A 23994-nucleotide genomic window follows, 5' to 3' on the forward strand; every position below is an offset into this window, starting at 1 on the left:
CGACTCCGATCTCCAACGGACCAATTCATGGAGGACGCTATCCCACGGCGATGCCCGGCGGTAGGCGAATTGTCGATTCCCAAGACCTCGCTCGAAACCCCACTCACGCAGACCTGGCAGTGGTCGTCGCTCGGGTTCTGGCTGTGATGGGCGCAGGCTCCAGCTGAAAGATCGACGCGGCTGATCTCACCGAAGGGTGGGGATGTGCGATGGGAGGTCACGACCGGTGAGTGCGGTGGCGATGCGCCGGCCGGCCTCCCGGTGGCCGAACAGGTTCCCTGCCACCGGTCCGATCTGCAACGCCGCCACGGCACCCGCAACCCAGACGGGGACGCTCCCCCACCGCAGATCCGCAGACAGTGCTGGCAAGCCACCGTGCAGAGGAAGGGGTGATTGGTCCGCTATGTCGCCCAGCACGCCGTCCACCCGAATATCGCTCAGCCCGCCGAAGGCCGGCCACACCTCGTCGATCGGCAGGGCCCGTCCGGCCCGCGAGCGGACGATCGTCTGACCGTCGACGTCCAGCACCATGTCGACCTGATCATCCTCGTACAGGCGAACTGCTCCCTCGCGGCTCATCACTCGGAGTTGCTTGGCCGCCCACGCAGGCATCGACCCCCCGCCGCGTGCCTCGTCCGCCAGTTCGTGCCTCGTCGCAAAGTCTGCGGCATCGAACGCACCCATTCGAATGGGGCCGAGCCAGGTCGGATGGACGTCCATCCGTCGCTCGACGAACGGCCGTCGTGCCAAGAGCGCCACGTCAGCACCGCCGGCAGCCGCCCCGAACGTGAGGTGGGCAGCGGACAACCCGCCCCCGACGATGAGGATTCGGCGCCCCGAGAGGTTCTCGCCCAGTCGACCGTTGGGGTGGACGTGCTCCGGGGGCACCTGCTCGAGCCACTGCGGCAACACCTGGCGGCGGGGGTTGGTGGCGACCACAACCCTCTCAGCCCGGATCGTCACGTCGTTCGCGAGGCGCACTGCCACGGCGTCGGACTCCAGTTGGGCTCCGACGGCGCGAACACCGATGACGGCGTTGGTCAGCCGACACTCCTCCAGCACATCGGTGCAGAATCGAGCGAAGGCCGTGGTCGTCGGCACGTGCAGTCCGTCCGAGCGGCGTAGGTCGCGGTCCTGGTCCACGGACCGTACGAGCGCAAACGGGCTTGGATGCGGGTGATGCACGACCGGTGACCGCAGGTGCTCGATTCGCTGGGCAGCCATCTGGGCGTCCCACGTCGCCAGCCATCGTCCGGCCGGGTCGATGACGGCGAACTCATCCCGCCTGACGGCATCCGGGTCGGTCAACGCGAGGTGAACGGCCACCGACATGCCAGCAGGCCCGGCACCGACGACGAGGGTCCTGAGTCGTCCCATGACTGCCAGCATAGACGACAATGGTTGTCATTCGTATCCATACGGATGGCCAATGACGAACTGGACGACGACATGGCGGAGAAGGAGCGGTGCTACCTCTCCGGGCGCTGACCTGGAAGTCCGTCCTCAATGCACGTCGTGCGCCAGCGACCGGAGCTACGGTCCGGCGGTCGTCGCCGTGGCATCGGTGATGCGCCACTCGCGTGCCGACTGCTGGGCACGCCACATCTCGGCGTAGCGACCATCAGCCGCGACGAGGTCGGCATGGACACCTCGTTCGGCGACCTCCCCATCCTCCAGCACGATGATCTGGTCGGCTGCCGCGACCGTCGACAGCCGGTGGGCGATCACGACCACGGTGCGGTCACGAACCAGGGTGTCGACGGCTTGTTGGACCGCCACCTCGCTCTCGGTGTCCAGTGCGGACGTGGGTTCGTCGAGAACCACGATCGGAGCGTTCTTCAAGATCGCTCGGGCGATGGAGATCCGCTGGCGTTCACCGCCGGAGAGTGCCCCGCCGATCTCGCCGACCGTCGTGTCGTAGCCCTGCGGCAGCCGTTCGATGAACGAATGGCAGTTCGCCGCTCGTGCCGCCGCTTCGATCTCGGTCCTGGTTGCCTGCGGTCTGGCCAGTCGGATGTTCTCCGCGATGGTGTCGTCGAAGAGGTAGACGTCCTGGAAGACGACCGAGATGTGCCGCATCAGCTCAGTCGGCTCAAGCGTCCGGATGTCGACACCGCCGAGCGTCACGGTGCCAGACTGCGGGTCGGCGAACCTCGTGAGCATCCGTGTCACCGTCGTCTTGCCGCTGCCCGACGAACCGACCAGCGCGGTCAGGCTGCGGGCTGGGAAGGTGATGGAGAGGTCTCGGAGCACCGGCTCGTCGGTCCCCTCGTAGGCAAACGTCACGTCGTGCAGTGCCATCCCGCTCTCGTTGGAGGGGCTGATCTCGTCTGCCGCCCCGGCCTGCAGCACGGGGAGTGGCTCGGCAGCCATCAGCTCGGTGATCCGGTCCAATGCGGCTTCCATGAAGTCGAACATCGTGGCGAGGTTCGCGAACAGCGCGAGCGGCTCCGAGAAGCGCACCGAGACGGCGATGAGGGCCACGACCACGGAGGTCTCGAGGGTTGCGTCGAGCACGAACGACACCGCCAGCGCGGTCACGGCAACCGTGCCGACCTGGACGATGGTCGACATGCCGATGCTCGGCCACGTCCCCAACTGGAGGCCGTGCGTCTGCGCCTCCCGAAGGTGCGCGAGGGAGGCCTGCAGGCGGTCGGAGCGCGGACCGACCTGCCGGGTGGCACGCAGGACGGGTAGTCCCTGGGCGTACTCGACCAACTGCGATGCGACCTCAGCGTGTGCCCGTGAGGAGATTCGGTTCTCCTTCGCGCCGATGCGCCGCACCAGTCCGTAGACCGGGACGGCCAGGGGGAAGACCAGCAGCAGCGCGAGCGCAAGACGCCAGTCGACGACGACCATCGCGAGGATCGTGACGGCGGGGGCCACAATGGTGGTGATCACCACGGCGTACAGGCCACCGGCGATCGACACCACGTCCTGGACACCCGAGGTCAGCACCATGTTGAGGTCGCCGGTCCGCCGCGCCAATAGCGTCTGCAGCGGCATGCGCTGCAGTTGCGCCCCCAGATCTTCCCGGACCTCGTCGGCGACATCGATGTAGACCTGCCACTCGGCGCGCCCCGATCCGAACCGGAGCGCCGCATCGAGCAGGATCAAGGCGCCGATGCCGCCGATCCAGAACCAGACGCTCTCATCGCGGGCGAAGAGCGCGTCGAAGAATCCGAAGAGCCCGGCATACGCCAGCCCCTGGCACACTGCGGCCAATGTGGCCAGCACCAGTGCTCGCCGCATCAGGGAGGCGTGTGAGCCGCAGACCTCGATCATGGCCCGGAACGTCGCGATCATCGCTGCCCCTCCAAGCTGGTTGCTGCGTCAGGGGCCATCGCGCCGCCGGACCGCAACTCCCAGTCCTGTGCACGGCGATAGTGGTCCCACAGCGCGGCGTAGCGGCCAGCGGCCGCGACCAGCTGGCCGTGGGTCCCGCTCTCCACGACCTCGCCATGGTCGAGCACCACGATCTGGTCGGCATCCCTGATCGTCGAGAGTCGGTGCGCCACGACGATGAGGGTCCGGCCGACCGCCAGCCGCGCCAACGCCGCATGGATCTTCGCCTCGTTGTCGGGGTCGGCGAAGGCAGTGGCCTCATCCAGCACGACGACCGGGCTATCCTGCAGGATCGCCCGTGCGATGGTGATGCGCTGTCGCTGGCCGCCGGAGAGGCTCGCGCCCCGTTCGCCGACGACGGTGTCGTAGCCGTGCGGCAGGTCGTCGGTGATGAAGTCGTGGGCCTGGGCGGCTCGCGCGGCGGACACCACCTGCTCATGGGTTGCATCCGTGCGCCCCAGGCGGATGTTGGCCACGACGGTGTCGTGCAGCAGGAACGGCGACTGGAACACGAAGGACACGTGGCCGAGCAGGGTGTCGGCTGACAGCTCACGGACGTCGACGCCGCCAACGAGTACCGAGCCCTGGTCGACGTCCCAGAAGCGAGGGATCAGCTGGGCGATCGTGGACTTGCCGGCGCCCGACGGTCCGACCAGCGCGGTCACCGTCCCGGCCGGCATCCAAATGCTGACATCACGAAGGGCATCGGTGTCACGCCCGGCGTAGCGAAACGTGACGTTGCGCAGTTCGACGGATGCGTCGGCGGGTTCGCGGCTGGCGTCGGCCTGCGGTAGCGCGGGGACGGCGCGCAGCCCACCCAGGCGCTTCACCGCGGCGTCGGCGTTGTTGATCAGCTGTTGCAGCCAGATGATGGGGATGACCGCATCCGTGATCGCCGGCGCGATGATCAACACGCCCAGGAAGGTGGCGACGTCGAGGGTGCCGGCATCCACGAACAGCCATCCGGTGGGCAACAGCACGAGAACGGTAGGCAGGGCCGCGAAGAGGGTCCTGGCGATGTAGCCCCCGGTCTGGCTCTTGGCCGTCCACTCCCGGAGACGCTCGGTCGAGTCGTGCAGTGCGTCGCGGTACCGGCGGAACGAACCCGTCCCGTCATCGAAGGTCCGAACGACCTGCATCCCCTGGACGTACTCGTTGATGACCGCGTTGATCCGCTCGTTGGCATCATCAACTTCCCGCCGCGCCACGTCGTAGTCGCGAAACGCGAAGAACAGCCCGATCGCCCCGATTGGCACGATGGCGAGGGCGATGAGCGCCATCCGCCAGTCCAACACGAACAGCGCTATGACCCCAACCACTGGCGCAGCAAAGGACCGTGCGAAGAGTGGGGTCGAGTCTGCGACGAACGCGTGCAGGGCGCGTACGTCATCCAGGACGATCTTCTTCAGCGCTCCCGATCCGGCGGTGACCACGTAGCCGAGGGGCACCCGCGCGAGGTGATCGGTCAGCTCGGTTCGCAGGATCTGCTCGAGGCGGAACGCGCCAAGGTGAGAGATGTGGAACGCGGCGACGCGTGCCACGAACGCCACGACGACGGCCGCTGCACTGACGCCGACGAAGGTCCACACGCGTCCCGTGTCGGGGTTGGTGGCGACCAGTTCGGACACGACGGGGAGCAGCGCGAAGAGCGCGACGAACCACGCCACCATGCCCAGCGCCGCGAGGGCCATGGCCGTGCGGATCTGACTGTTGACCGGCGCGATGACCTGCCAGAGCCCGAGCTCTTGGATCGACCCGTCGACGGCGCGGTCGGCCGCTGACCCCGGCGGCTCGGCCTTCATGGTGGGGGGTGGCGCGTGGGTCGTCGACATCAGCGGCTCCCGCTAGCTGTCGCGTCGGTCAGGACCAGGTCGCGTTCGCGTTCGAGCATCTGCTGCCGAAGGAGATTCTCGTGACCCCGCAAGTGGCGGGCGTACACCCCGACCCCGACAACCAGGAGCACCGCCGAGCCGATGACGACCGGTACGTAGCCGACGGCACCGGCGATGCCGAGACCGACGCCACCCGCGATGAAGCTCCAGATCATGCCGATCGAACTCATCAGCGTGTAGTCGCTGCCGGCGCTGTCGGTTCGCGAGTAGTCCATGTTCACCGTGTAGATCACCGACGTCGTGGCTGAGTATGACGTCAGGTACACGCAGATGGCCGTGATGATCAGCGCGTCGTTGCGGGAGCCACCGAACATCGGCAGCAGCGCCAACGTCGCCGCCACCTTTATCGCCGAGCCAGCGAGCACGGGCACCAACCGGCCGTACCGGCTCACGAGTGCCCCACCGACGAAGCCGCCGATCGCGGCCGGCACCGACGCGACCAGGCTGAGGACGACGCCGATGCGCGTGAGCGACCAGCCGATGTCGACCAACGCGGGCGTCAGCAGGCCGTAGCTGACCGCGACGCCGAGGTAGAGGAGCGGCACGACGACGAGTGCCCAGCGGCCCGCCCCAGGCTGGTGGAAGACGGTGCGCAGCGACCGGTAGGCGACGCCGAGTGATGCGGGTGTGGCGAGTGGTGGTGTGTCCTGCTCGCGGAAGCGAATGACAACGACCAGGGCGGTTGCTGTCATCGCAGCCAGCAGCAGCATTGCAGCGGTCCAGCCGAACGGGTCGAAGACCACCACGGTGAGTCCTCCGCCGAGGAGGTTGCCGACGTACCCAGCGGCAACCTGGACACCGTTGGCCGTTCCGCGATCCTCCACGGCGATCAGTCGAACGGCCAGAGCATCGGCGGCGATGTCCTGGGTGGCCGAGAAGAACACGAGCAGCGCCGCCAGCGCCATGAGCGCGCCGAAGTCGTCTGGATCCGGCGACACGCCGAGCATGGTCAACAACGTCAGGACCATCGCGGTCTGGAGGACCAACAGGCAGGGCCGGTAGTGCCCGGACCGCCTTCCGCCGAAGCGATCGACCACCGGTGACCACAGGAACTTCACAGCCCATACCAGGCCCAGCCCCTGGATGATGCCGAGGCTCTCCAGCGACGCCCCGTTCTCCCGCAGGATCCCGGTCAGGCCGACGAGCAGGAAGCCGACACCGATGAACTGCGTGATGTACAGGGCCGACAGCAGTCGGTAGAGAGGGGCGCGTTCCATGGCAAGACCTTACCTGTTAATGAGAACGGTTCCTATCCGCATTGCATGATAGTGCGAGTCCCTCCTGCATCGGTCGCTGGAGTCGCTGCTGTTCTGAACGCATCCACCAGAGCCGGCCTCGATACTCAGTCGGTGTGGCTCGCGATGTAGAGCACGTCGAACTCCTCACCCAACCCACTCGACCAACCGTCGAACGACGCGGCCGCTTGACGCCGCCGAAGTCCGATCACGTAGCGCGTGCCCGCCAGGTCGACCTCCACCCAGGCCTGCCCATCACCAATCGGGCGCGTGTCAATGACCTGCGAGACCTGATCGCGGGATGCACCTCGGGTGCGGCGCAGCCACTCCATCGCGAACGAACTTGCATCACCAGACATACTAGTTAGGTTAACCTTACCTCGTGCCGTAGGTCATAGCCGAGGACAGGGCAGCCATGGATGACCTCAGCGCATTCGCGTTTCGCGCCTGGACCACTCGAGCGAGCTAGGACCCCCATCACATGACCGACATCACCATCACCGGCTTCGACGACCGTGCGGCTGGAGAGTTGCAGGAGTTGACCCTGCACCTCAACGACGAGCACACCGACACACTCGCTCTGGTCGCCGGTCTGCCGGATCCCTCCGACGGTGCGTCCGTTGTCGCAGTGTCGCCGGACGTGGTCACCTTCGTCGACACCAACGGCGGTCGCCACAACATCGCCTTCGCCGCAGATGTGTCATCGCTGGAGACCCTCCAAGGGGAGTTCATGCGGCTGCTCGGCGAAGCGCGGGCTTCTGCGCCGCCCGATCTGGCGCTGACCTCGCTGGAAGAGGAGTTCGCAGCCACGGCTGGTCTGCCGACCCTGCACACCACCGTCGTCGCAATCGAGGACGTCTCAGCCGGGATGCGTCAACTGACCCTACGGGGAGGGCTTGAGGAGTACGAGCCGGGTTCCCCCGACCAGTTCGTGTTCCTGATGACGGGTGGGGCGGACGGCGGAGCCCTGACCGACGAGCAGACCTTCGAGTCCTACGTCGAGGCTGACGCGGAGACCCGTGCCGCTGGCGCGTACTACACGGTGCGAGGTGTTAGGACCGATGCCCACGGGCGACCGGCGGAACTCGATCTATGGATCGTGCGCCATGACCACCCCGGCACCGTTGCGGCGTGGGCCGACGGCGTCGAGCGAGGCACACCCGTCGCGATCTGGGGGCCCCGCAGCAACTACAAGCCGCCCGAACCAACCACGCAGGTCGCCCTGCTTGGAGACGAGACGGCCCTACCGGCCATCGGGGCCATCCTCGACGATCTGCCTGCTGACCGGTCGGCCACTGCTGTCGTTGAGGTTGCCGACCCCACCCACGTCGTTCCGCTGCCGGCAAGCGCGCGCATCGATGTGACCTGGTTCTTCCGCGACGGAGAACCTGCCGGCGCAACCGAGCGCCTGCTCGGGGCTCTCGAACAGATTGACGCTCCCGCGGATCAGACCAGTTGGTTCGGAGCGGCCGAGGTGCGGGTCGCGGGCGCGCTTCGACGCCACCTTCGACACGACCGCGACCTTCCCCGTGACCGGGTGATGGTCACCGGCTACTGGCGTCGCTGAGCCTGCTCTGACTCAGCCGTCAAGGCCGCCCGGAGCACCGGCAGCGCAAGGTGGTCCTTGGGCCTGGCGAGAGCCTCCTTCGACCGCACAACGTCGGCCAAACGAGCCACCTGGAACCGGCGCCCCTGCAGTTCCAACGTCACCACCTGATCCCCAAGATCCTCGTACCGGCCAACGCCTGCAAGTTCGGGAAGAAGACGGCGAACGTCGAGGGTCACGATGAGACGACCTCGACCTCATCGACGAGTCGCACCCATCCCTCCCACGCATCGATCCGCTCCTCGACCGTCAAACCCCGGAACCAGCGTGCCAGTGCCAAGTCATGACACTGGTCGTCCATCGTGCGCCGAGGCACCAGTTCAAGTTCATGACCCAACGCCGTGAGGATTCTCTCCATGGTGTCGAAGCGCGGCACGACCGTCCCTGACTCGTACCGTGCGATCGCCGACTGGGAGGTACCCACCAAAGCCGCCACTGCGCGCTGGGAGAGCCCACATCGTTGGCGAGCCGTGCGGAGCAGTTGCGAAGCTGACATGTCGGATCCGTGACCCTGGGCGATGCTCGAAATGGTATCACCCTGAGCATGGTGCTCATCAGAGCCTTACTCGCTCTGCTCAGGCGGTGCTTGTTGAGGCCAAGGACCTCAACATGCGCTCCAAACTCCACTCGAAGACCGAGTCTGGGTCTTCCGGCATGGCCAGAAAGCCGTCCTGCATGGCCGCGAGGCTTGGGTACTCCTCGACATCGAGTGCGGCCATGAACGCCATCGTGTCCGCCACGCCCTCGGCACCGCCACGCTGCATGAACCGATCGGTCTTGCCGATGGCCGCGGTGAGCCAGGTGAGGAACAGGTTGTAGGCCTGAGCCAACTCGTCGCCAACGTGCCCCAAGTCATGCAGGCGGGCCGCGATGCCATCGCCAAGAGCCAGGCCATGTGGTCCTGTCGCGCCGGCCTCCATCAAGTACGCCGCCAAGCCCGGGTTGGCAAGGCCAACGCGTCGCATGTCCCAGGCCATGGCTCGCAACCACTCGATGGGCTCGACCGTCTCGGGCGGCGTCACGACGGTGCTCATGATCGTGTCGGCGATCGCCTCGCCGACCTGCTGCCGATCGGGTAGGTAGTGGTAGATCGCGGTTGGCCACACACCCAGACGGCTGGCCAGGCGGCGCATCGACAGGCGCTGAAAGCCCTCTTCGGCGACAATCTCAACGCCGGCCGCGAGGACGGCCTCCCGAGTGAGACCGTCCTCGCCCGATAGCTCGTCAGAGCGATCAGCGGAACGGGCAGCAGCGCGTGGCATTGGACCTGAGCCTACTGGTGATCAGCTGAGTCCCTGAACCAGCAACAGCACTCCGAAGACGGCGAACAGCGCCGCCGACGCAAGTCGAACGGGTCGCTCGGGAAGCGCCCGCCCCGCCACACGACCGATCACGACCCCGACGGCGCCGGCCGCGAGGATGCCGATGCTGGCTCCGACCCAGACCGCCACAGCACTACGCGCGTCCGCCGCCAGCGTGGCCGTTGCAAACATCGTCTTGTCACCGAGTTCGGCGACGAACAGCGCGATGGCGGAGCGCAGGACGATGGCTCCGGTGCCGTTCGAAGCTGCGCCTGGCTCACCATCGTCCCGTGCTGCGCCGTCGTCACTGCCGCGAAGTGTCCAGAGCGCGAAGCCCAGAAAGGCCAGCCCACCGCCGATCTGCACCGCGGTCGTGGGCAGAGCAGCCCCAAGCACCGCTCCGATGGCGACTGACAGCGTGGTGGCGACGAGGTAGCCGATCGCCACCCCGGTCAGCACGGGGCCTAGCCGGTTCCGAGCACCGAGTCCGAGTGCCACCAGCTGTGTCTTGTCACCGAGTTCGGCGAGGAAGACCACCCCAATGGCGGTGAGGACGCTCTCCATGAGCCGCCTAGCGGCCGGTGGCCGAGATGGGAACCACCAGCGGAGTGGCCGACACCGGATCGGCGATGATCTGGGACTGCAGGGCGAACACCGCCTGCACCAGTTGCTCGGTGACGATCTCCGTCAGCGGGCCCTCCGCGACGATCTTGCCCTCGCGCAGGGCGATCTGATTGTGGGCGTATCGGCAAACCAGGAGGAGGTCGTGGAGCACGATGACCAGGGTGCGATCGTCCGCCTCGTTGAACTCGGCCAGCGCGTCCAGTGCGTCGCCCTGATGGGCGACGTCGAGGTGCGTCGTGAGCTCGTCCAGCAGCATGACCGGGGTCTCCTGAGTTAGTGTCATCGCAATCCAGACGCGCTGCCGTTGCCCGCCGGAGAGCTGATCGACGGAGCGCCCTGCCAGCTCACGGCTACCGGTGGCATCCATCGCTCCTGTAACGGCGTCGTGGCCCTCCCGTCCCCACTGCGACAGCCACGACTGGTGGACGAGGCAGGCGCCGCCCAGCATGGCCAGCACGAGGGCGGTGCCGCCAGTGGCGCACAGGCTCGTAGCGATCGGCGGCGCCCTCTACGCCAACGGGTTGATCCACTGGACATCAAACCTTGCAAAGTCCGCATCTGTCGACACCACGGCGACACCGTGATGCCGGGCCAGTGCGGCGAGAAGGGCGTCGGTCGTCAGCGGACCCCTGACCTCGTGCTTGGTCAACACGTCCAGAAAGACCTCATCGAAGCCGGCTCCGGCTGACGGTGTCCACGCCCGAGGAGCCGACCGCCACGCGCGAATCTGATCAGCGGCACTCGCGGGTGAGAGCGGATGCTGCAGGGCCCTCGGGTTGGTGGCGATCCGGTAGAAGGCCGAGAGGGACAGCCACGGCAGGCCCACTCGAGCCTCGCCGTTGAGCGCCGACTCGAGCCATCGTCGCGCACGGTCGTGGCTCGGGTCGTCAGCGTTGCGTGCGTACAGCAGCACGTTCGCGTCGACGATCACCGCTGGGCGGGACCCTCGAGGTGCTCCAGCGCTGCCGCGATGTCGTCCATCGGCACCAACGCCGCACCCATGCTGCTGACCTCCTGACGAAAGGGAGCAGGATCGGGCTGGTCGGCCAGCGCGACGGCCCGCCGTACGAGCTCATTGACGGCTTCGCTGAGCCGAAGGCCACGTTCGGCGCGTAAGGCCTCCACAGCTTGAAGGACATCGTCATCGAGGTTGACCGTCGTGCGCACGGGCTGCATTCTAGCATCGGCCTATGATGCAGTGATGCAACCCGCCTGGCGGTCACTCCGATCGAGTGGCGTCCACCAGTTCGGTAGCCACGGTGCTTGGCAGCGCCGCGGTGCCGCCCAGGACCACCACGCGGTTCGGGTCGAACTCCCCGATCACGTCTGTGGTGAGGCTGGCGCGCTCGACGTCGGCCAGTAGCAGCAGGCCCCCCTGCGCCGCGACGGCCGGACCGGATACCAGGGCGTCAGGCCAATCGGCCCCTGTCGCGACCCAGACCTGGTCCGACGGCACGCCATCGGCCACGGCACGCTCAGCCATTGCAGCGGCCGTCTCCACGCGGCCGACCCCGGCGACGCGCTCGACCACCGGGACCAGATCACCGATCTGGCCGGCCACGGCTTCTGACACGGCCGCGGTGCCACCGACGACCAGCGCCGATGTGGCTCCCAGATCGCTGATGGCGCTTGCGGTCGCGGCCGGCAGCGCGTCCGTCTCCACCAGCAGGACCGGCACACCCGTCGACCCGGCGTACGTGGCAGCCGCCAGGGCATCCGGCCAACCACGTGACGGGTCGCCGTCGGCACCCTCCGCGATGACGACGGTCTCGCCCCCGACCCGCTCCGCAACAGCCGCCGCCGTCGCGAAGCGGTCATCTCCGGCCACTCGGTCGATGCTCAGGCCGGCGTCGGTCAGGGCGTCGGCCACCTCGGTACTGAGTGCGGCCTCACCACCGAGGAGCACCGCCGTTGAGGCACCGAGCTCCTCGATGACGTCGGTGGTGGCCTGCGGAACGCCATCGGTGTCGGCCAGGAGGATCGGAGCCTCGAGTTGTGCGGCCAGCGGCGCTCCTGATAGGGCATCGGCGTACTCGTCGGCTCGAGCGATGACCACCGTGTCGACCGGCGTGTCGAAGGTGTCGCGGGCAACCTGTGCTGCCGTCGTTACGCGGCTGTCGCCAGCCACGCGGACGACCTCGGTCAGGGCCATGGGCTTGTACTGCCAGGTGGCGTACAGCTCCAGCTGATCGGCTGCGTGCGGCGATCGGGGGTCTCCGGACTGACCGGGGGCGATCACGTTGACGGCTGAGCGGATCTCGCCCCCGCCCAGGGCGACGATCTGGTTGTAGGTGCCTCGATTGTGGTACGGCGTGTCGGGAACCTGCAGGGCACCCACCGAGCTCCACGACAGCACCGGTGCGTCGATGGTCCAGGTCGTCGGGTCATCGCTGCCGTACTCGGCCGTCAGCGCATCGAGCGTGGCGACCAGGGTGGCCGTCAGCGCCTCGCCGAGGTCAGCCCCGTCCAGCCAGTCGTGGGCCAACGGGAGCCCTGCATCCTCACCCTGGAGCAGCCGGGCGATGACCTGGGACCGCGTCACCGCGTTGCCGACGATGTCGTCGAGCTCGTCGGCGACCACAGCCTGGTCGACCGCGGCGACCCAAGCGTGGAACAGCGTGGCGGTTCCGTCATCGGTGGTGCCGTCGCCGTCGGCATCGGTTTCGAGCCGGTCCCAACCCTCCAGCCGTGCAACCGTGTCTGCCAGTCGAGGATCGGCCGAGACGTCGACCAGGGCCAGCATGCCCTCCAGCAGGTTCGGCGCGAACACCGCACCCGCGGAGCCCTGCGTGCTGTAGTCCGCGGCAGCGGTCAGACCAGCCGTCCGGTTGATGTCCTCCAGAGTCGCAGTCGTCGCGGTGCCGGTGTCCAGGTCCTCCAGCAGGTCCAGCAGCGTTCGGACCCGGTGGACCGGACCGAACCCGGAGGTCCCACCCCCGTTGTTCTGCCAGCCGGGCGCGGGCTTGTTGTTCCACTGCGCAATCCAGCCCTGCTCAGGGTTGACGGCGCGGGGGAGGTCGGCGGGGTCCACGAAGCCGTCCCACTCGGCCGAACCGTCACCCGGAACGGGCAGGAACGACAGGCCGGCGGGACGCACGGGGAAGCGACCCGAGTGGTAGTACGCGATGTTGCCCTCGACGTCGGCGTACATGACGTTGAAGTTGTAGGCGTTGCGGTCCACGGCCTCGCCGAAGCTATCGACGTCATCAGCGGCCGCGTAGTCCAGCCATGCCTCCATGCTGTCGAGCTCGGCACCGCGCGCGGGGTTGGCGAAGGTGAAGACCGTGCCGTCGGCCTGGCCGATGACCGGACCGTGGACGCCCTCGCAGATCTGCTGCTCGACCGGATCACCACCGGCGACGCTGATCGTCTCGATCCGACAGTCCAGTGGCACGTCCTCGCCATCGAAGTCGACGGCGGTGGGGTCGTCTTCAGATAACGGCTCGGCGAAGATGTCGGCTGAGGGGCCGGCGCCGGTGGTGAGCGTCCACGCGTGGGTGTCGGTGACGCCGATGGTGACCAACGGCACGCCGGGCAGGGCCATGCCGGTGACGTCGTAGTTCGGGCCGTGCAGGGCCAACTCGAGGTTGATCTGCGGCGCCGTGTAGCCCATCTGCGGACCGCCGAGCAGCAGTGCCGAGCCGTCGGCCGACCACTCCGGTCCCAGGACGACGGCGTTGGAGGCCGGCGGCGGAGCGACCCCGGACTGCCGGGCAGCTTCGGCCATGGCCTGCCCGAACGGCTCACCCGCCGGCAACGGCGGCAGGTCTGCGGGGACCTGGGTCACCGGACCTGTGGTCCCGGCCCCCGTGGCACCGGCGAACCCGATCGGGGTGGCGGTCGCGGCCGTGTCGATGGTCGTCGGCGACGTGGGATCATCCAAGAAGTGGGTGTCGGCGAACGCCTCCGCGCCCTCCTCCTCCCCCAGCGACTGCTGCAGCGCCATCAACTCCGCCAGATCGTCCAGCTGATCGGGGAAGCGGATGCCGAAGTTGTCCGCGATCACCACCATCTGACCGATCACGTCCTCGACGGTCCACGGCTGTGGCGTGATGCCCTGCGCCAGGTACTCCGGCGGCAGCGCCCCGGTGGCCGTCGCCTCATCGATCCAGGCGTTGAAGCCCTCCACATAACCGTCGAGGATCGTGCGAACGCGTTCCGAGGCCGCGTCGTACAGCTCGGTGTACCGCGCCTGACCGCCGTAGACGGTGCGGATCTCCACGTCGGAGGCGACGAAATCGGCACCGAGCACCTCAGCCTGCCGGCCTGACCCCAGCCGCCGCAGCACGTCCGCCTGCCACAGGCGGTCCTGGGCCGTTGCGTAGCCGGCGCCGCGCCACAAGGAGCGCTCATCGTCGGCCGTGACGACCGGCACGCCGTAGGAGTCGCGGAGCACGGACACCCCATCGGGTTCGGGCAGCGGATCCGGCAGCGGAGGCAGGTCCTGCCCGGTGGCAGGGACGGCCGCTACTGCGAGGACCAGGGCCAGGACCAGGAGAAGGCGGACAGGCGTGGTGATGACTGGCATCGACGGCTCTCTGCGCCGAGCGTGTCGGATGGGTCGCCCGGCGTGCACGGCATGGTCGGTCACCGATCGCCCCCGGGTCCAGAGGGCGTCGGCCCTGGGTAGAGTGTGCAGATGCACACCGATGCTGACTCGGTTGCGCTGGTCGCAGCCCTCGAAGCACGCATCCCTGTCATCGCCGAACGGACGATCGTCCTGCTGACGACGGAGATCGAGGCGTACGCAGACCTGTCAGCCGAGCGCGCCAGCGACGTGATGGCCGTCATCGAAGGCAACCTGCTGGTCTGGTGCCGGGCGGCACGACTCGGTCGACTGCCCGTTGATGCGGAGCTGCGGCCGTTCCTCGACGGGGCCAGACGACGAGCCCGACAGGGAATCGGAATCGATGCGCTCCTCTCGGCCTACGGACGAGGCGCGGCGGTGGCGTGGGAGACGCTCGCATCACTGGTCGACCCGGCAGATCCAGCCTCGCTCGGCGCAGCACTGGAGGTCTCGGGCTGGATCGTCCGCTACACGGATCGGGTCTCGACGGAGGTCGCCAGAGCGCACGCCGAGGAACTGGACCGACTAGCGGGCCACGACCCAACAGCGGTCCAACGACTGCTGGACCGCGGCGCCTCCGACAGCTCCGCCTGGTGGGCCATCGTCGGGCGGCCGGAGGCGGTTCGAGCACACCGCGCGGCCGGAACGGTCGTCATCCACCATGTCGACCACGGCCTGTCGCTTGACCCCTACGTCGCAGCGCTTCTCCAGCTCGACCCCATCCCCCGGGCAGACGCCACGATAGGTGTGAGTGGTCCATCCTCCGGACCCCTACGACCAGCCCTGGTCGACGCTGCAACGGCAGCCTCCCTGGCTGATCGCCACGGACGGGTTGGTCAGGTCACGCTGGATGACGTGCTGTTCGAAGGCGTGATCGAAGGGGCCGCTGGGGCCGTCGTGCAACGTCTCGCCATGATCGGCCGTACCATCTCCGAGCACGACCGGTTGCATCGCACGCAGTTGACCGACACGGTCACGGCCCTGGTCGCGGCCGACGGCAGTCGTCGTCTCGCGGCCGGTGCGCTCGAGGTGCACCGCAACACCCTCGGCCAGCGCCTCGATCGGCTGGCGCAGATCACCACGCACGATCCTGCGGGCCCCCGTGGCTTGACGGTACTTGCGGCGGCCTTGTCCTTGCTCACCTCACCTCCGAGCGGCTCCGGCGAGCCCTGAGGTTGGGTCTGCATCGGAATCCTCGCGGCTGACTCCTCGAGTGCCGAATTGCAGCGACCGAAGGCACGAGGTTAAGCTAACCTTAGGCCCAAACCGACTGACACCTCCGAGGCTCCAAACCATGACCAACAGCGCCAGTCCTGGCGGCACCCCGTCGGGTGCGCTTGCCGACCTCGACCTGACACCGTGCCCTGGCTGCGGCACGGTCGCCGAGGTGAGCGGCGGGTTCGAGATGCCGGGGCTGGACGGGACCGAGCGCTACGTCCGCACCCGCTGCATGGTCGGACACGTCTTCGTCGGTCCGGAGTTCGCCCTTCGAACGGGCTTCGCCTAGGTGTAGCGACCTAGGCGCAGTCCTGGCACGTCCCCTTCAGGATGAGGACGGCGTGATCGACCATCGCGATGCCGGCCGACGTGCTGGGCTCAGCGAGGTCCGGGGGGATGGGCGTGTCCCGGTCGTCACGAGGGACGTCGATGACCACCTCGCAGGTCTGGCAGACGAAGTGATCGTGCGCGCGGGCAGCGGTTTCGTACAGCACCCCTCCCGAGCCCGTCTCCGCGACGAGGACCAACCCGGCCTCGCGCAACTGGGCGAGCACGTGATAGACGGTCGCCTTCGGCAGGCCGGTGCCCTCGACGATCCCCTCCGCGGCGTGGTGCCCCGCGGTGGCATCAAGCCAGTCGAGCAGGGCCCGTCGAGGCTGCGTTGCCCGGAGTCCGGCCTCGCGCAGGCGGCCAGCCGTCGGGGCGGGTTGGACCTGCTCTGACGGCGTCCGAGTGTGGGCCACGACCTACCGTTGGGCCGACGTCATCCACAGCTGCTTGTCGAGGACTCGCGTGATCTCGATGAGGAGGTCCTCCGCGGCGCTGTCCGCGTCTGCGACCTGAGCTGACCGCTGCCGCAGGCTGGTCGCCACACCCTTGATCCGAGCCGTCATGAGGTCGATCACCGCATCATCGGTCATGAACGTCGCGTCCACCGGGTCCATGGGGGTGTCGCCGGCGACTCGGACAGCCCGGCCATCGGGCACGACGCCGATGGTCGAGAGGTACTCGGCGACGGTGTCGCTGTACTCGCGGTACTCCTCGATCAGCTCGTCCAGGTGCTCATGGACCGGCTTGAAGCGCGGCCCGACGACGGCCCAGTGCAGCTGCTTGCCGGTCAGGGCGAGATCGATGAGATCGGTGACGGTCGGCTGCATCACCGCGGCCACAGCCGCCACAGCCTGCGGTGTGAGGCTGGTCTCGATCTGGGTTCCGGGCGTGGTGTCGGGGCTGACGGTGCTCATGGCGTCTCCTGATTCGCGTGGCAAGACGTACGTTGGACCAGGTCCAATCTGGCGTGAGCGCACACTACCCCTGCCGCTCGCGGTGGCAAACACGCGGCATCGCCCACCCGACAGGCGGAGGCGGTCGAGGTAAGGGTTCCCTAAGATGGACGAGGTGCCTGCCACGAGGGAGGCGCCAGGTTCGACGAGTGGAGGTACCGGTGTACGGCGTGGTGCGGGAGAAGGAGTGGCTGACGCCGTCGATCGTGCGACTCCGGCTGAGTGGTGATGGCCTTGAGGGGTTCACGATGGTCGCGGCCACGGACGCATACGTGAACGTGGCGATCCCGCCTGACGGGGCACCGTATGCGGCCCCCTTCGACGTTCAGGAGGTCCGCGAAGCCCACCCCAAGCCGCTGTGGCCCGCACGACGGCGGTACACCGTTCGCCGCTGGGACGATGAGACCCGCGAACTCCTGATCGATGTCGTCGTCCACGGCGACGAGGGCGTTGCCGGACCCTGGGCGGCAGGTGCCGCGCCTGGTGATGTGCTCGTCTTCGAGGGGCCGGGTGGTGGCTACCGTCCTGACCGGGCCGCCGACTGGCACCTGCTCGTCGGCGACGAGTCTGCGCTGCCCGCCATCGCCGCGTCGCTGGAGGCAGTCCCGGAGGGGGCGCACACCGTCGCGCGACTGGTGTGCGATGGCCCCGAACACGAGATCGCCCTGGACTGTCCCGGCGACCTGGACCTCGAGTGGCTGCACCGGAGCGGCAGAGCGGCCGATGCCACCCTGCTGCTCGACGCCGTGCGGCGCCTGGACTGGCCGCAGGGATCGGTGCTCGCGTTCGTCCACGGTGAGGCCACGGAGATCCGGGAGATCCGCCGTCACCTGCTGGCAGACCGGGGCCTGGATCGATCCTCGATGTCGTGCTCCCCCTACTGGCGTCGCGAGATGACCGACGAGCAGTGGCGTGCGGTCAAGGCGGCCTTCGTTGCCGAGATGGAGTCAGACGTCTCCTCCCCCGACGGGTGAGCCTGGTCGGGGTGCTGCTATGCGCGTGAGGTCACGGCGGGTGGGTTCAACTGCCGCCACACGGTCGGGACGACCCGGCGCAGGTAGCGGCTCAGCCGCACGAAGGAGCGACCCGACTCGCGGAACCGGTAGGTGATCGGCACCTCGGCGTACACGAATCCGCGGGCGATCAGGTCGATCGTGAGGACCTGGGCGTAGTTGTAGTCGTGCGGGAGGTCCACGGCGGCGGCCGCTGTTGGTGACAGCGCCCGGTAGCCGGTCTGGCCGTCCGTCACCGGTCGGCGGACGATCCATCGCACCCAACGGGACAACACGATGTTCCCCAGGCGACGGTGCGGTCGCATGTGCTGGATCCGGCCGGCGAAGCGGCTACCGGCAACGTAGTCGGCCGCTCCGGCCAGGATCGGGGCAACCACCTGGTCCAGTTCGCCGGGGTCGTACTCACCGTCAGCATCGCAGAAGACCACCGCGGCGGCGCCAGTCTCGACCCCGTGTTCGAAGCCGGTCCGAACCGCTGCTCCCAGGCCCCGGTTGACCGTGTGCTCGATGACGGTGGCGCCGGCAGCCTCAGCCACCGCAACCGTGTCGTCGGCACTGCCGTCGTCCACGACGACGACCTCGACCGGGTGGCTCCCGATCGACGACGGTGCCCGGCCGATCACCTGCGCGACTCGTGGTGCCTCGTTGTGGGCGGGAAGGAACAGCACGATCGGCGCGCCAGGATCAGCCGGCATCTGCGGGCTCGGTCGGGCCGGCAGCGCACGCGGCAGTCGCAGTCGGCCCCACAGCGGTGGCGATGGGACCATGAGCGCGACGACCCCTGCGACCAGGCTGTACACCGTCTTGATCCCGTGCAGCGCCAGGGCGGCGGCGAAGGCGACCCCCGGATCCGCCCCGACGGCGACGAGTGCGGCGGCGGCCGCGGCTTCGTAGGTCCCCAGCCCACCGGGAGCGATGGCGACGAGCTGCGCGGCCACCGCGGCCGCCAGGACTCCCATGACCTGGGCAGGCGTCACCGCGATGTCGAACCACCGCAGCACCTGCCAGACCAGGACGGCCTCGCCCAGCCACGCCAGCGTCGTCAGCAGCACGACGGTTGCGTCAGGAACACGTATCCCGCCGCGTCGGCGGGCACGTCGGACCATCACACGCACGGCGATCGCCGCCACGAGCCCGAGCACCACGGTCAGGGCAAGACCGACGCCACCCAGGCTCGGGGCGACCAGGCCCGGCACGGCCAACGTCCCGAGCGCCAGGAGCGAGAGCAGATCGGCGGAGCGGAGGGCCACGGTGGACGCCGTGGCGTCGCCGGGATCGACGCCAGCCCGCCTGACGACGGACACGATCCGCAACGGCTCCCCCAGGCGAAGGGGCAGTACGTGGTTGCCGCCCAGCGCCAGGTGGATGCCCGCCACGGCCTGGCGGTTCGACAGACCAGGCATGGTGCGGGTCCACGCGTTCGCCCGGAGGACGAACGCCAGCCCGAAGCCGAGCACGCCGACCGCAAGGCCGAGCGGGTCCCCCGCGGCACGCTGCAGGCCCGCGCGCAGCGACCCGCCGTCGACGACGCCGACCAGACCGCCGATGGCCACGGTCGCCGCACCGACGACGACGAGGACGATGGCAGCGGTGGGCAGGCGCCGCAGCTGGTGGGTGAGCATCATGACAGGGCTACCTCTTCCTCGTCCGGATGGTGCGACGGTGTGGCGCGGGCAGTGACCGGCGGGGGGCGCCGGTCCACGCTCTCCAGGTGGGTTCCGGGGGCAGGGTCGGGTGCGACGCTGGAGCGTCGGTGACCGAGCACCCGCCCTGCGACGACGGCGGTCAGGACCAATCCGACGAACCAGGCCAGGAGCAGCGCGTCGGCCGACAGACCACCGACGACGCCGTCGGGGAGCAGTGGAGCCAGCAGGCGCCTGACCGGTGCAGCGGACTCCTCGAAGTCGACGATCAGCACCGGGCCACCGGTCGCTGCCTCGACCGCCGAGGTCGCCCAGTTGACCGCCCCCGCCAGTCCGGCCAGGAGGACCACAGCGTGTGCGGTCCGGCGAGATCGGACGGCGTCCACTGCCACGGCAAGGGCAACGACGATCAGCGGTGCGACGACGACGACCTGGCGGCCCGGCGACCACCAGCCGTGCATGGTCAGCGCCACCCAGGTTGCGACCGACCAGCCGACCGCGATGGGGACGAGCAGCCAGGTGCGGGACCGATGTCGGCGGAGACCGGCCACGGTCACCGCTGCGGGCGCCAGCAACCACAGGGGTGACCACGCGGCCAGCCCGTAGCCTCGGTCAACCAGCAGCCCGACCAGCCGGCGGGTCCGCCCGGCATAGTCGGCCTCCACGCCGACCACCGAGAACTCGCCGTCGGCCACGAAGTGGTCGCCCGCGGCGTAGACCGTCCAGCCGCCGTACCACAGCTGGTGGGCGACCAAATAGAGCACGCCGGCCACGGCGAGGAACCCCACCACCGCCCCTGCGTCGCGGCGTCGTCCGTCGCGCCATAGCCGCCACAGGAGGGTTAGTATGAGCACGCCCGCCACGGGCGTGAACTTGACCGAGAGCCAGGGCAGCGCGACGACGGCGGCGGCGATCGCGGCCAGGTGCCCCCAGCGGAGCGACGGAGCGGTCCCGGTCGCCACGATGGCCACCACCAGGAGTGCGGCGGGCATCTCCGGATAGACCTGGCTGCCGTAGTTGGCCAGCGGTATGCCGCCGAAGGCCGCTCCGACGACGATGCCGGCTGTGACCGCGGAGACGTCGAAGCGCCGGACCGCCGTCCAGCAGGTCAGCCCGGCCGTGAGCCCCGCAACGATGGCCAGCAGCCCCTTGGCGGCCGGCCAGGCGGCTGCCGCGGGCAACGCCATCGCCGGCGCGAGGAGCACCGACAGCAGCGGATCGTGGGGACTGACCCGGCGACCGCTGGTGTCGAGCGACACCGTCTGTTCGTCCAGCGCCAGGTCGTGGTAGGCACGGTAGGCCCCTGACGCGATCTGGTCGCTGATGTCGAGGTCGCCGTCGCTGATCAGGCTCTGCGCGGTGAGCAGGTAGTACGGCTCGTCGCCGGAGACCTGCGCCCCATAGGTCGCGCGGGCGGGGATACCGACCGCACTGATCACCGCGGCCAGCAGCCCGACCAGAACCACCCAGCGCCACACCGACGCACGAGTTTGGCGTTCGGGGGCTGGCGTGCCCGTGCTCACGAGGCGGGTCCGTCTGCCATCAGGACGGCGGGAGCGTGACCATGCTCGAGGGAGACCGACACCCGGTCGCCGGTGCCCATCGCCTCGGTGTGCGGCACCAGGGCCCGCAGCCGACGTCCAGACGGCAACTGCATCACCAGCAGGACGTGACCGCCACGGAACTCCGTGCTGCTGACCATCACGTCCCCATCGCGGTCAGGGGTCACCACCACCTCGTGCGGACGAACCATGATCGTGGTCAAGGTGCCGGGGTCCCCGACCAGGTGGGCGTCCGGTGACCGGCATACCCCCACCTCGGTCATGGTGGTGCCGTCGCTCTGCAGCCACGCAGGCAGGAAGTCGGCCTCACCCAGGAACTCGGCGACGAAGCGGCTGGTCGGGCTGGTGAACACCGTGTCCGGCGAGCCCACCTGCATCAACCGGCCGTCCTTCATGACCGCAACGCGGTCACCCATGGCCATGGCCTCGATCTGGTCGTGGGTCACCAGCAGTGCCGCGGCTCCGGCGTCGCGAAGGATCTCCACGACATCGGAGCGAACGCGTTGCCGCAGGGCCGGGTCGAGGCTTGCGAAGGGCTCGTCCAGGCAGATCAGGTCGGGCTGGGGCGCCAGCGCGCGGGCCAGGCCGATCCGCTGACGCTCACCGCCGGATAGCTCGTGCGGGTACCGCTCCCCCACGCCGGGGAGGTCGACCAACGCCAGGACCTCCTGGACCCGTGAGCGACGCTCCGCAGCCGACCGCCGGTGCAGGCCGAAGGCGATGTTGGCGGCGATGTCGAGGTGTGGGAACAGGCTGTGGTCCTGGAAGACGACGCCGATCCCTCGGCCCTCGGGTGGTCGACTGCCGGAGCGCCCGTGCACCTCCTCGCCAGCCAGCACGACCGTGCCGGCATCAGGCTCGACCAACCCGGTGATGAGCCGGATCATCGTCGACTTGCCGCAGCCGCTGGGTCCGACGAGGGCGACGATCTCCCCGTGCTCCAGGGTCAGGTCGACCTCGTCCACGGCGGCGACCCCGCCGTACCACTTGGACAGGCCACGAACCTCGAGCGCGGCCGTCATGCGAACACCCGCAGGTCGTCGGCCGCGGCCCCCTGGGCAGCAGGGTCCTCCGTACCCTGATCAGGGACCAGACGACGGAACAGCAGGGCCACCGGAATCAGGCTCACCGCGATGATGGCGAGCGCCGGCAGAGCGGCCGCGGACCAGCGTGAGTCAGACGCCAGTTGCCACACCCAGACGCTCAGGGTGTCGAACCCGAACGGCCGCAGCAGCAGGACGATGGGCAGCTCCTTGAGGGCCTCGACGACGATCAGCAGCAGCCCGACCAACAGGCCGCTGGACGTGAGCGGCAGGTGGATGCGGCGGAGGACCCGGCCTGAGCCGGCCCCGAGCACCCGGGCCGAATCGGTCAGATCGCGCGGCACCTTCTGCAGCGACGCGCCGACGCTGTTCACACCCAGAGCCAGGAACCGGACGGCGTAGGCGTACACCAGGCCGAGGATCGAGCCGGTCACGACGACCCCCGGCAGATCGATGCCGACACCGCGCAGCACTGCGTCGAGCCCCGCCAGGAGGACCAGCACGCCGATGGCGACGACCGGGCCGGGCAGGGCGTAGCCCACCGTCGTCAGCTGCGCTGCCGTGTCGGCCGTCCGACTGGACGCGAAGCGTGCCGCGTTCACCACGAGCGCTGCCACGCCGACGGCCAGGATCGCGGCCGCGACGGCCAGGCCGGCACTGTTCAGCGTGAAGCTGGCGAAGCGACCGTCAACGCCGGGTCCGCCGAGCCCGTCACCGATCGCCCACACCAGCAGTTGCCCGGCCGGTGCAACGAACGCGAAGAGCAGCACGGTGGCGCACACACCGGTGGCGGCGATGGCCGACCACCCCGTCAGGCGCGTCGGCTCGAGCGGCTGGCCCGTGCCGGGCTGGTCGTAGCGACGCCGGCCCCGGAGGAGTCGTTCGGCACCGAGGATCAGCAGCGCCACCAGGAGCACCAGGGCAGCCACCTCGCTGGCAGCCTGCCGGTCGAACATGCCCTTCCAGATGTCGTAGACGCCGACCGTCAGGGTTCGCACGTTGAAGTACTGGACGGTTGCGAAGTCCGTCAACGTCTCCATCATCACCAGCGTCACCCCGGCGGCCAGCGACGGTCTGGCCAGCGGGAGCACCACCCGGCGAGCGGCGGCGAGCGGCCCATGACCGAACGCCCGGGCGACCTGGTAGCCGGTCGCCGCCTGCTCACGGAGGGCGGCTCTGGCCAACAGGTACACGTAGGGGTACAGGGTCAGGACGAACACGATCGCCGCGCCGCCGACCGAGCGGAGTTCGGGGACGGGTACGTCCGAGCCGAAGGCGGAGCGGAGTGCGCCCTGGATGGGGCCGGTGAACCCGAACAGCGACAGGGTCACGAAGCCGAGGATGTAGCCCGGCATCGCCAAGGGCAGGACCAGCAGCCAGCCGAGCAGACGGCTCCCGGGGAAGGTGTAGGCGAACGTCAGCCAGGCCAGTCCCGCACCGAGCACGAGGGTGCCGGTCGCCACCAGCACCAGCAGGCCGGCGGTGTCGAGGGCCATCCGTCGCAGTTGGCCGGTCTCGAGCAGCTGCGACCACACGGCCGTCGATGGGCTGAGGACGCTGGAGAGGATCACCAGCACGGGTGCGACGACAACCACGGTGACCGCGACCAGGCCGACGACCCAGCCGCCGGACCCTCCAGCTCTCCTGACGATGGTGGACACG

General features: G+C 68.9%; 22 protein-coding genes. 4 read left to right on the forward strand and 18 right to left on the reverse strand.

From position 1 onward, the window contains the following. Positions 1 to 186: 186 nt before the first annotated feature. The 5 genes from C1746_RS21470 to C1746_RS21490 all read right to left on the reverse strand — a co-directional run bounded on the left by C1746_RS21470 (position 187) and on the right by C1746_RS21490 (position 6831). Complete coding sequence (locus tag C1746_RS21470; RefSeq protein ID WP_162868078.1) at positions 187 to 1377, reverse strand: FAD-dependent oxidoreductase; 1191 nt, start codon at positions 1375 to 1377, stop codon at positions 187 to 189. Positions 1378 to 1533: 156 nt separating this feature from the next. Continuing rightward, on the reverse strand, positions 1534 to 3306 hold the full coding sequence (locus C1746_RS21475) for an ABC transporter ATP-binding protein (RefSeq protein ID WP_116716842.1): 1773 nt from the start codon (positions 3304 to 3306) through the stop codon (positions 1534 to 1536). Continuing rightward, a complete protein-coding gene (locus C1746_RS21480) occupies positions 3303 to 5177 on the reverse strand; it encodes an ABC transporter ATP-binding protein (protein WP_205712046.1) in 1875 nt (624 codons plus the stop codon). Before C1746_RS21480 ends, C1746_RS21475 begins: the two co-directional genes overlap by 4 nt. Continuing rightward, complete coding sequence (locus C1746_RS21485) at positions 5177 to 6454, reverse strand: MFS transporter (protein WP_116716843.1); 1278 nt, start codon at positions 6452 to 6454, stop codon at positions 5177 to 5179. Before C1746_RS21485 ends, C1746_RS21480 begins: the two co-directional genes overlap by 1 nt. Before the next feature lie 125 nt (positions 6455 to 6579). Further along, positions 6580 to 6831, reverse strand: coding sequence for a hypothetical protein (locus tag C1746_RS21490; protein WP_162868079.1), 252 nt, complete (start codon positions 6829 to 6831; stop codon positions 6580 to 6582). Between the two features lie 122 nt (positions 6832 to 6953). On the opposite strand from C1746_RS21490, the gene C1746_RS21495 reads away from it, so the two are divergent. Next, positions 6954 to 8039, forward strand: a complete 1086-nt coding sequence (locus tag C1746_RS21495) for a siderophore-interacting protein (RefSeq protein ID WP_116716845.1) — start codon at positions 6954 to 6956, stop codon at positions 8037 to 8039. Between the two features lie 214 nt (positions 8040 to 8253). On the opposite strand, the gene C1746_RS21505 is transcribed toward C1746_RS21495, so the two are convergent. The 7 genes from C1746_RS21505 to C1746_RS21535 form a co-directional block, all read right to left on the reverse strand. Further along, on the reverse strand, positions 8254 to 8574 hold the full coding sequence (locus tag C1746_RS21505) for a helix-turn-helix domain-containing protein (protein WP_116716847.1): 321 nt from the start codon (positions 8572 to 8574) through the stop codon (positions 8254 to 8256). Between the two features lie 79 nt (positions 8575 to 8653). Then, positions 8654 to 9340 (reverse strand): TetR/AcrR family transcriptional regulator, encoded by a 687-nt coding sequence (locus C1746_RS21510; protein WP_116716848.1) that lies wholly within the window; start codon positions 9338 to 9340, stop codon positions 8654 to 8656. Positions 9341 to 9361: 21 nt separating this feature from the next. Next, on the reverse strand, positions 9362 to 9943 hold the full coding sequence (locus C1746_RS21515; protein ID WP_116716849.1) for a TMEM165/GDT1 family protein: 582 nt from the start codon (positions 9941 to 9943) through the stop codon (positions 9362 to 9364). Between the two features lie 7 nt (positions 9944 to 9950). After that, positions 9951 to 10370, reverse strand: a complete 420-nt coding sequence (locus C1746_RS21520) for an ABC transporter ATP-binding protein (RefSeq protein ID WP_205712047.1) — start codon at positions 10368 to 10370, stop codon at positions 9951 to 9953. 141 nt (positions 10371 to 10511) lie between these two features. Further along, positions 10512 to 10934: a TA system VapC family ribonuclease toxin gene (locus C1746_RS21525; protein ID WP_116716850.1), complete on the reverse strand. Its 423-nt coding sequence runs from the start codon at positions 10932 to 10934 to the stop codon at positions 10512 to 10514. Next, positions 10931 to 11170, reverse strand: coding sequence for a ribbon-helix-helix domain-containing protein (locus C1746_RS21530; protein WP_162868080.1), 240 nt, complete (start codon positions 11168 to 11170; stop codon positions 10931 to 10933). The genes C1746_RS21525 and C1746_RS21530 overlap by 4 nt, the downstream gene beginning before the upstream one ends. Before the next feature lie 52 nt (positions 11171 to 11222). Next, positions 11223 to 14531 (reverse strand): penicillin acylase family protein, encoded by a 3309-nt coding sequence (locus C1746_RS21535; RefSeq protein WP_116716852.1) that lies wholly within the window; start codon positions 14529 to 14531, stop codon positions 11223 to 11225. Positions 14532 to 14642: 111 nt separating this feature from the next. Between C1746_RS21535 and C1746_RS21540 the strand changes: the two genes are divergently transcribed. Together C1746_RS21540 and C1746_RS21545 are read left to right on the forward strand one after the other, a co-directional pair. Beyond that, on the forward strand, positions 14643 to 15743 hold the full coding sequence (locus C1746_RS21540; RefSeq protein WP_116716853.1) for an RsbRD N-terminal domain-containing protein: 1101 nt from the start codon (positions 14643 to 14645) through the stop codon (positions 15741 to 15743). A 121-nt stretch (positions 15744 to 15864) separates the two neighbouring features. Further along, positions 15865 to 16077 carry a hypothetical protein gene (locus C1746_RS21545; protein WP_116716854.1) on the forward strand — a complete coding sequence of 71 codons (213 nt, stop codon included), beginning with the start codon at positions 15865 to 15867 and terminating at the stop codon, positions 16075 to 16077. Between the two features lie 10 nt (positions 16078 to 16087). Here C1746_RS21545 and C1746_RS21550 read toward each other — a convergent pair whose 3' ends face one another. Both C1746_RS21550 and C1746_RS21555 read right to left on the reverse strand, forming a co-directional pair. Beyond that, positions 16088 to 16531 (reverse strand): Fur family transcriptional regulator, encoded by a 444-nt coding sequence (locus tag C1746_RS21550; RefSeq protein WP_116716855.1) that lies wholly within the window; start codon positions 16529 to 16531, stop codon positions 16088 to 16090. Between the two features lie 3 nt (positions 16532 to 16534). Beyond that, entirely contained in the window at positions 16535 to 17032 is a 498-nt protein-coding gene (locus C1746_RS21555) for a Dps family protein (protein WP_116716856.1), read from the reverse strand. A 188-nt stretch (positions 17033 to 17220) separates the two neighbouring features. On the opposite strand from C1746_RS21555, the gene C1746_RS21560 reads away from it, so the two are divergent. Next, positions 17221 to 18045 (forward strand): siderophore-interacting protein, encoded by an 825-nt coding sequence (locus tag C1746_RS21560; RefSeq protein WP_240599093.1) that lies wholly within the window; start codon positions 17221 to 17223, stop codon positions 18043 to 18045. 17 nt (positions 18046 to 18062) lie between these two features. Here C1746_RS21560 and C1746_RS21565 read toward each other — a convergent pair whose 3' ends face one another. The 4 genes from C1746_RS21565 to C1746_RS21580 are packed head-to-tail and all read right to left on the reverse strand — an operon-like array spanning position 18063 to position 23993. After that, the gene (locus tag C1746_RS21565; protein WP_116716857.1) at positions 18063 to 19709 is read right to left on the reverse strand and encodes a lysylphosphatidylglycerol synthase domain-containing protein; all 1647 of its coding nucleotides are present in this window, start codon (positions 19707 to 19709) and stop codon (positions 18063 to 18065) included. Further along, a complete protein-coding gene (locus C1746_RS21570) occupies positions 19706 to 21250 on the reverse strand; it encodes a hypothetical protein (protein ID WP_162868081.1) in 1545 nt (514 codons plus the stop codon). The genes C1746_RS21565 and C1746_RS21570 overlap by 4 nt, the downstream gene beginning before the upstream one ends. After that, complete coding sequence (locus C1746_RS21575) at positions 21247 to 22311, reverse strand: ABC transporter ATP-binding protein (protein ID WP_116716859.1); 1065 nt, start codon at positions 22309 to 22311, stop codon at positions 21247 to 21249. Before C1746_RS21575 ends, C1746_RS21570 begins: the two co-directional genes overlap by 4 nt. Beyond that, entirely contained in the window at positions 22308 to 23993 is a 1686-nt protein-coding gene (locus C1746_RS21580; RefSeq protein WP_116716860.1) for an ABC transporter permease, read from the reverse strand. The genes C1746_RS21575 and C1746_RS21580 overlap by 4 nt, the downstream gene beginning before the upstream one ends. Between the last annotated feature and the right edge of the window lies 1 nt (position 23994).

Source organism: Euzebya tangerina (genome assembly GCF_003074135.1).
GTDB classification, from domain to species: domain Bacteria; phylum Actinomycetota; class Nitriliruptoria; order Euzebyales; family Euzebyaceae; genus Euzebya; species Euzebya tangerina.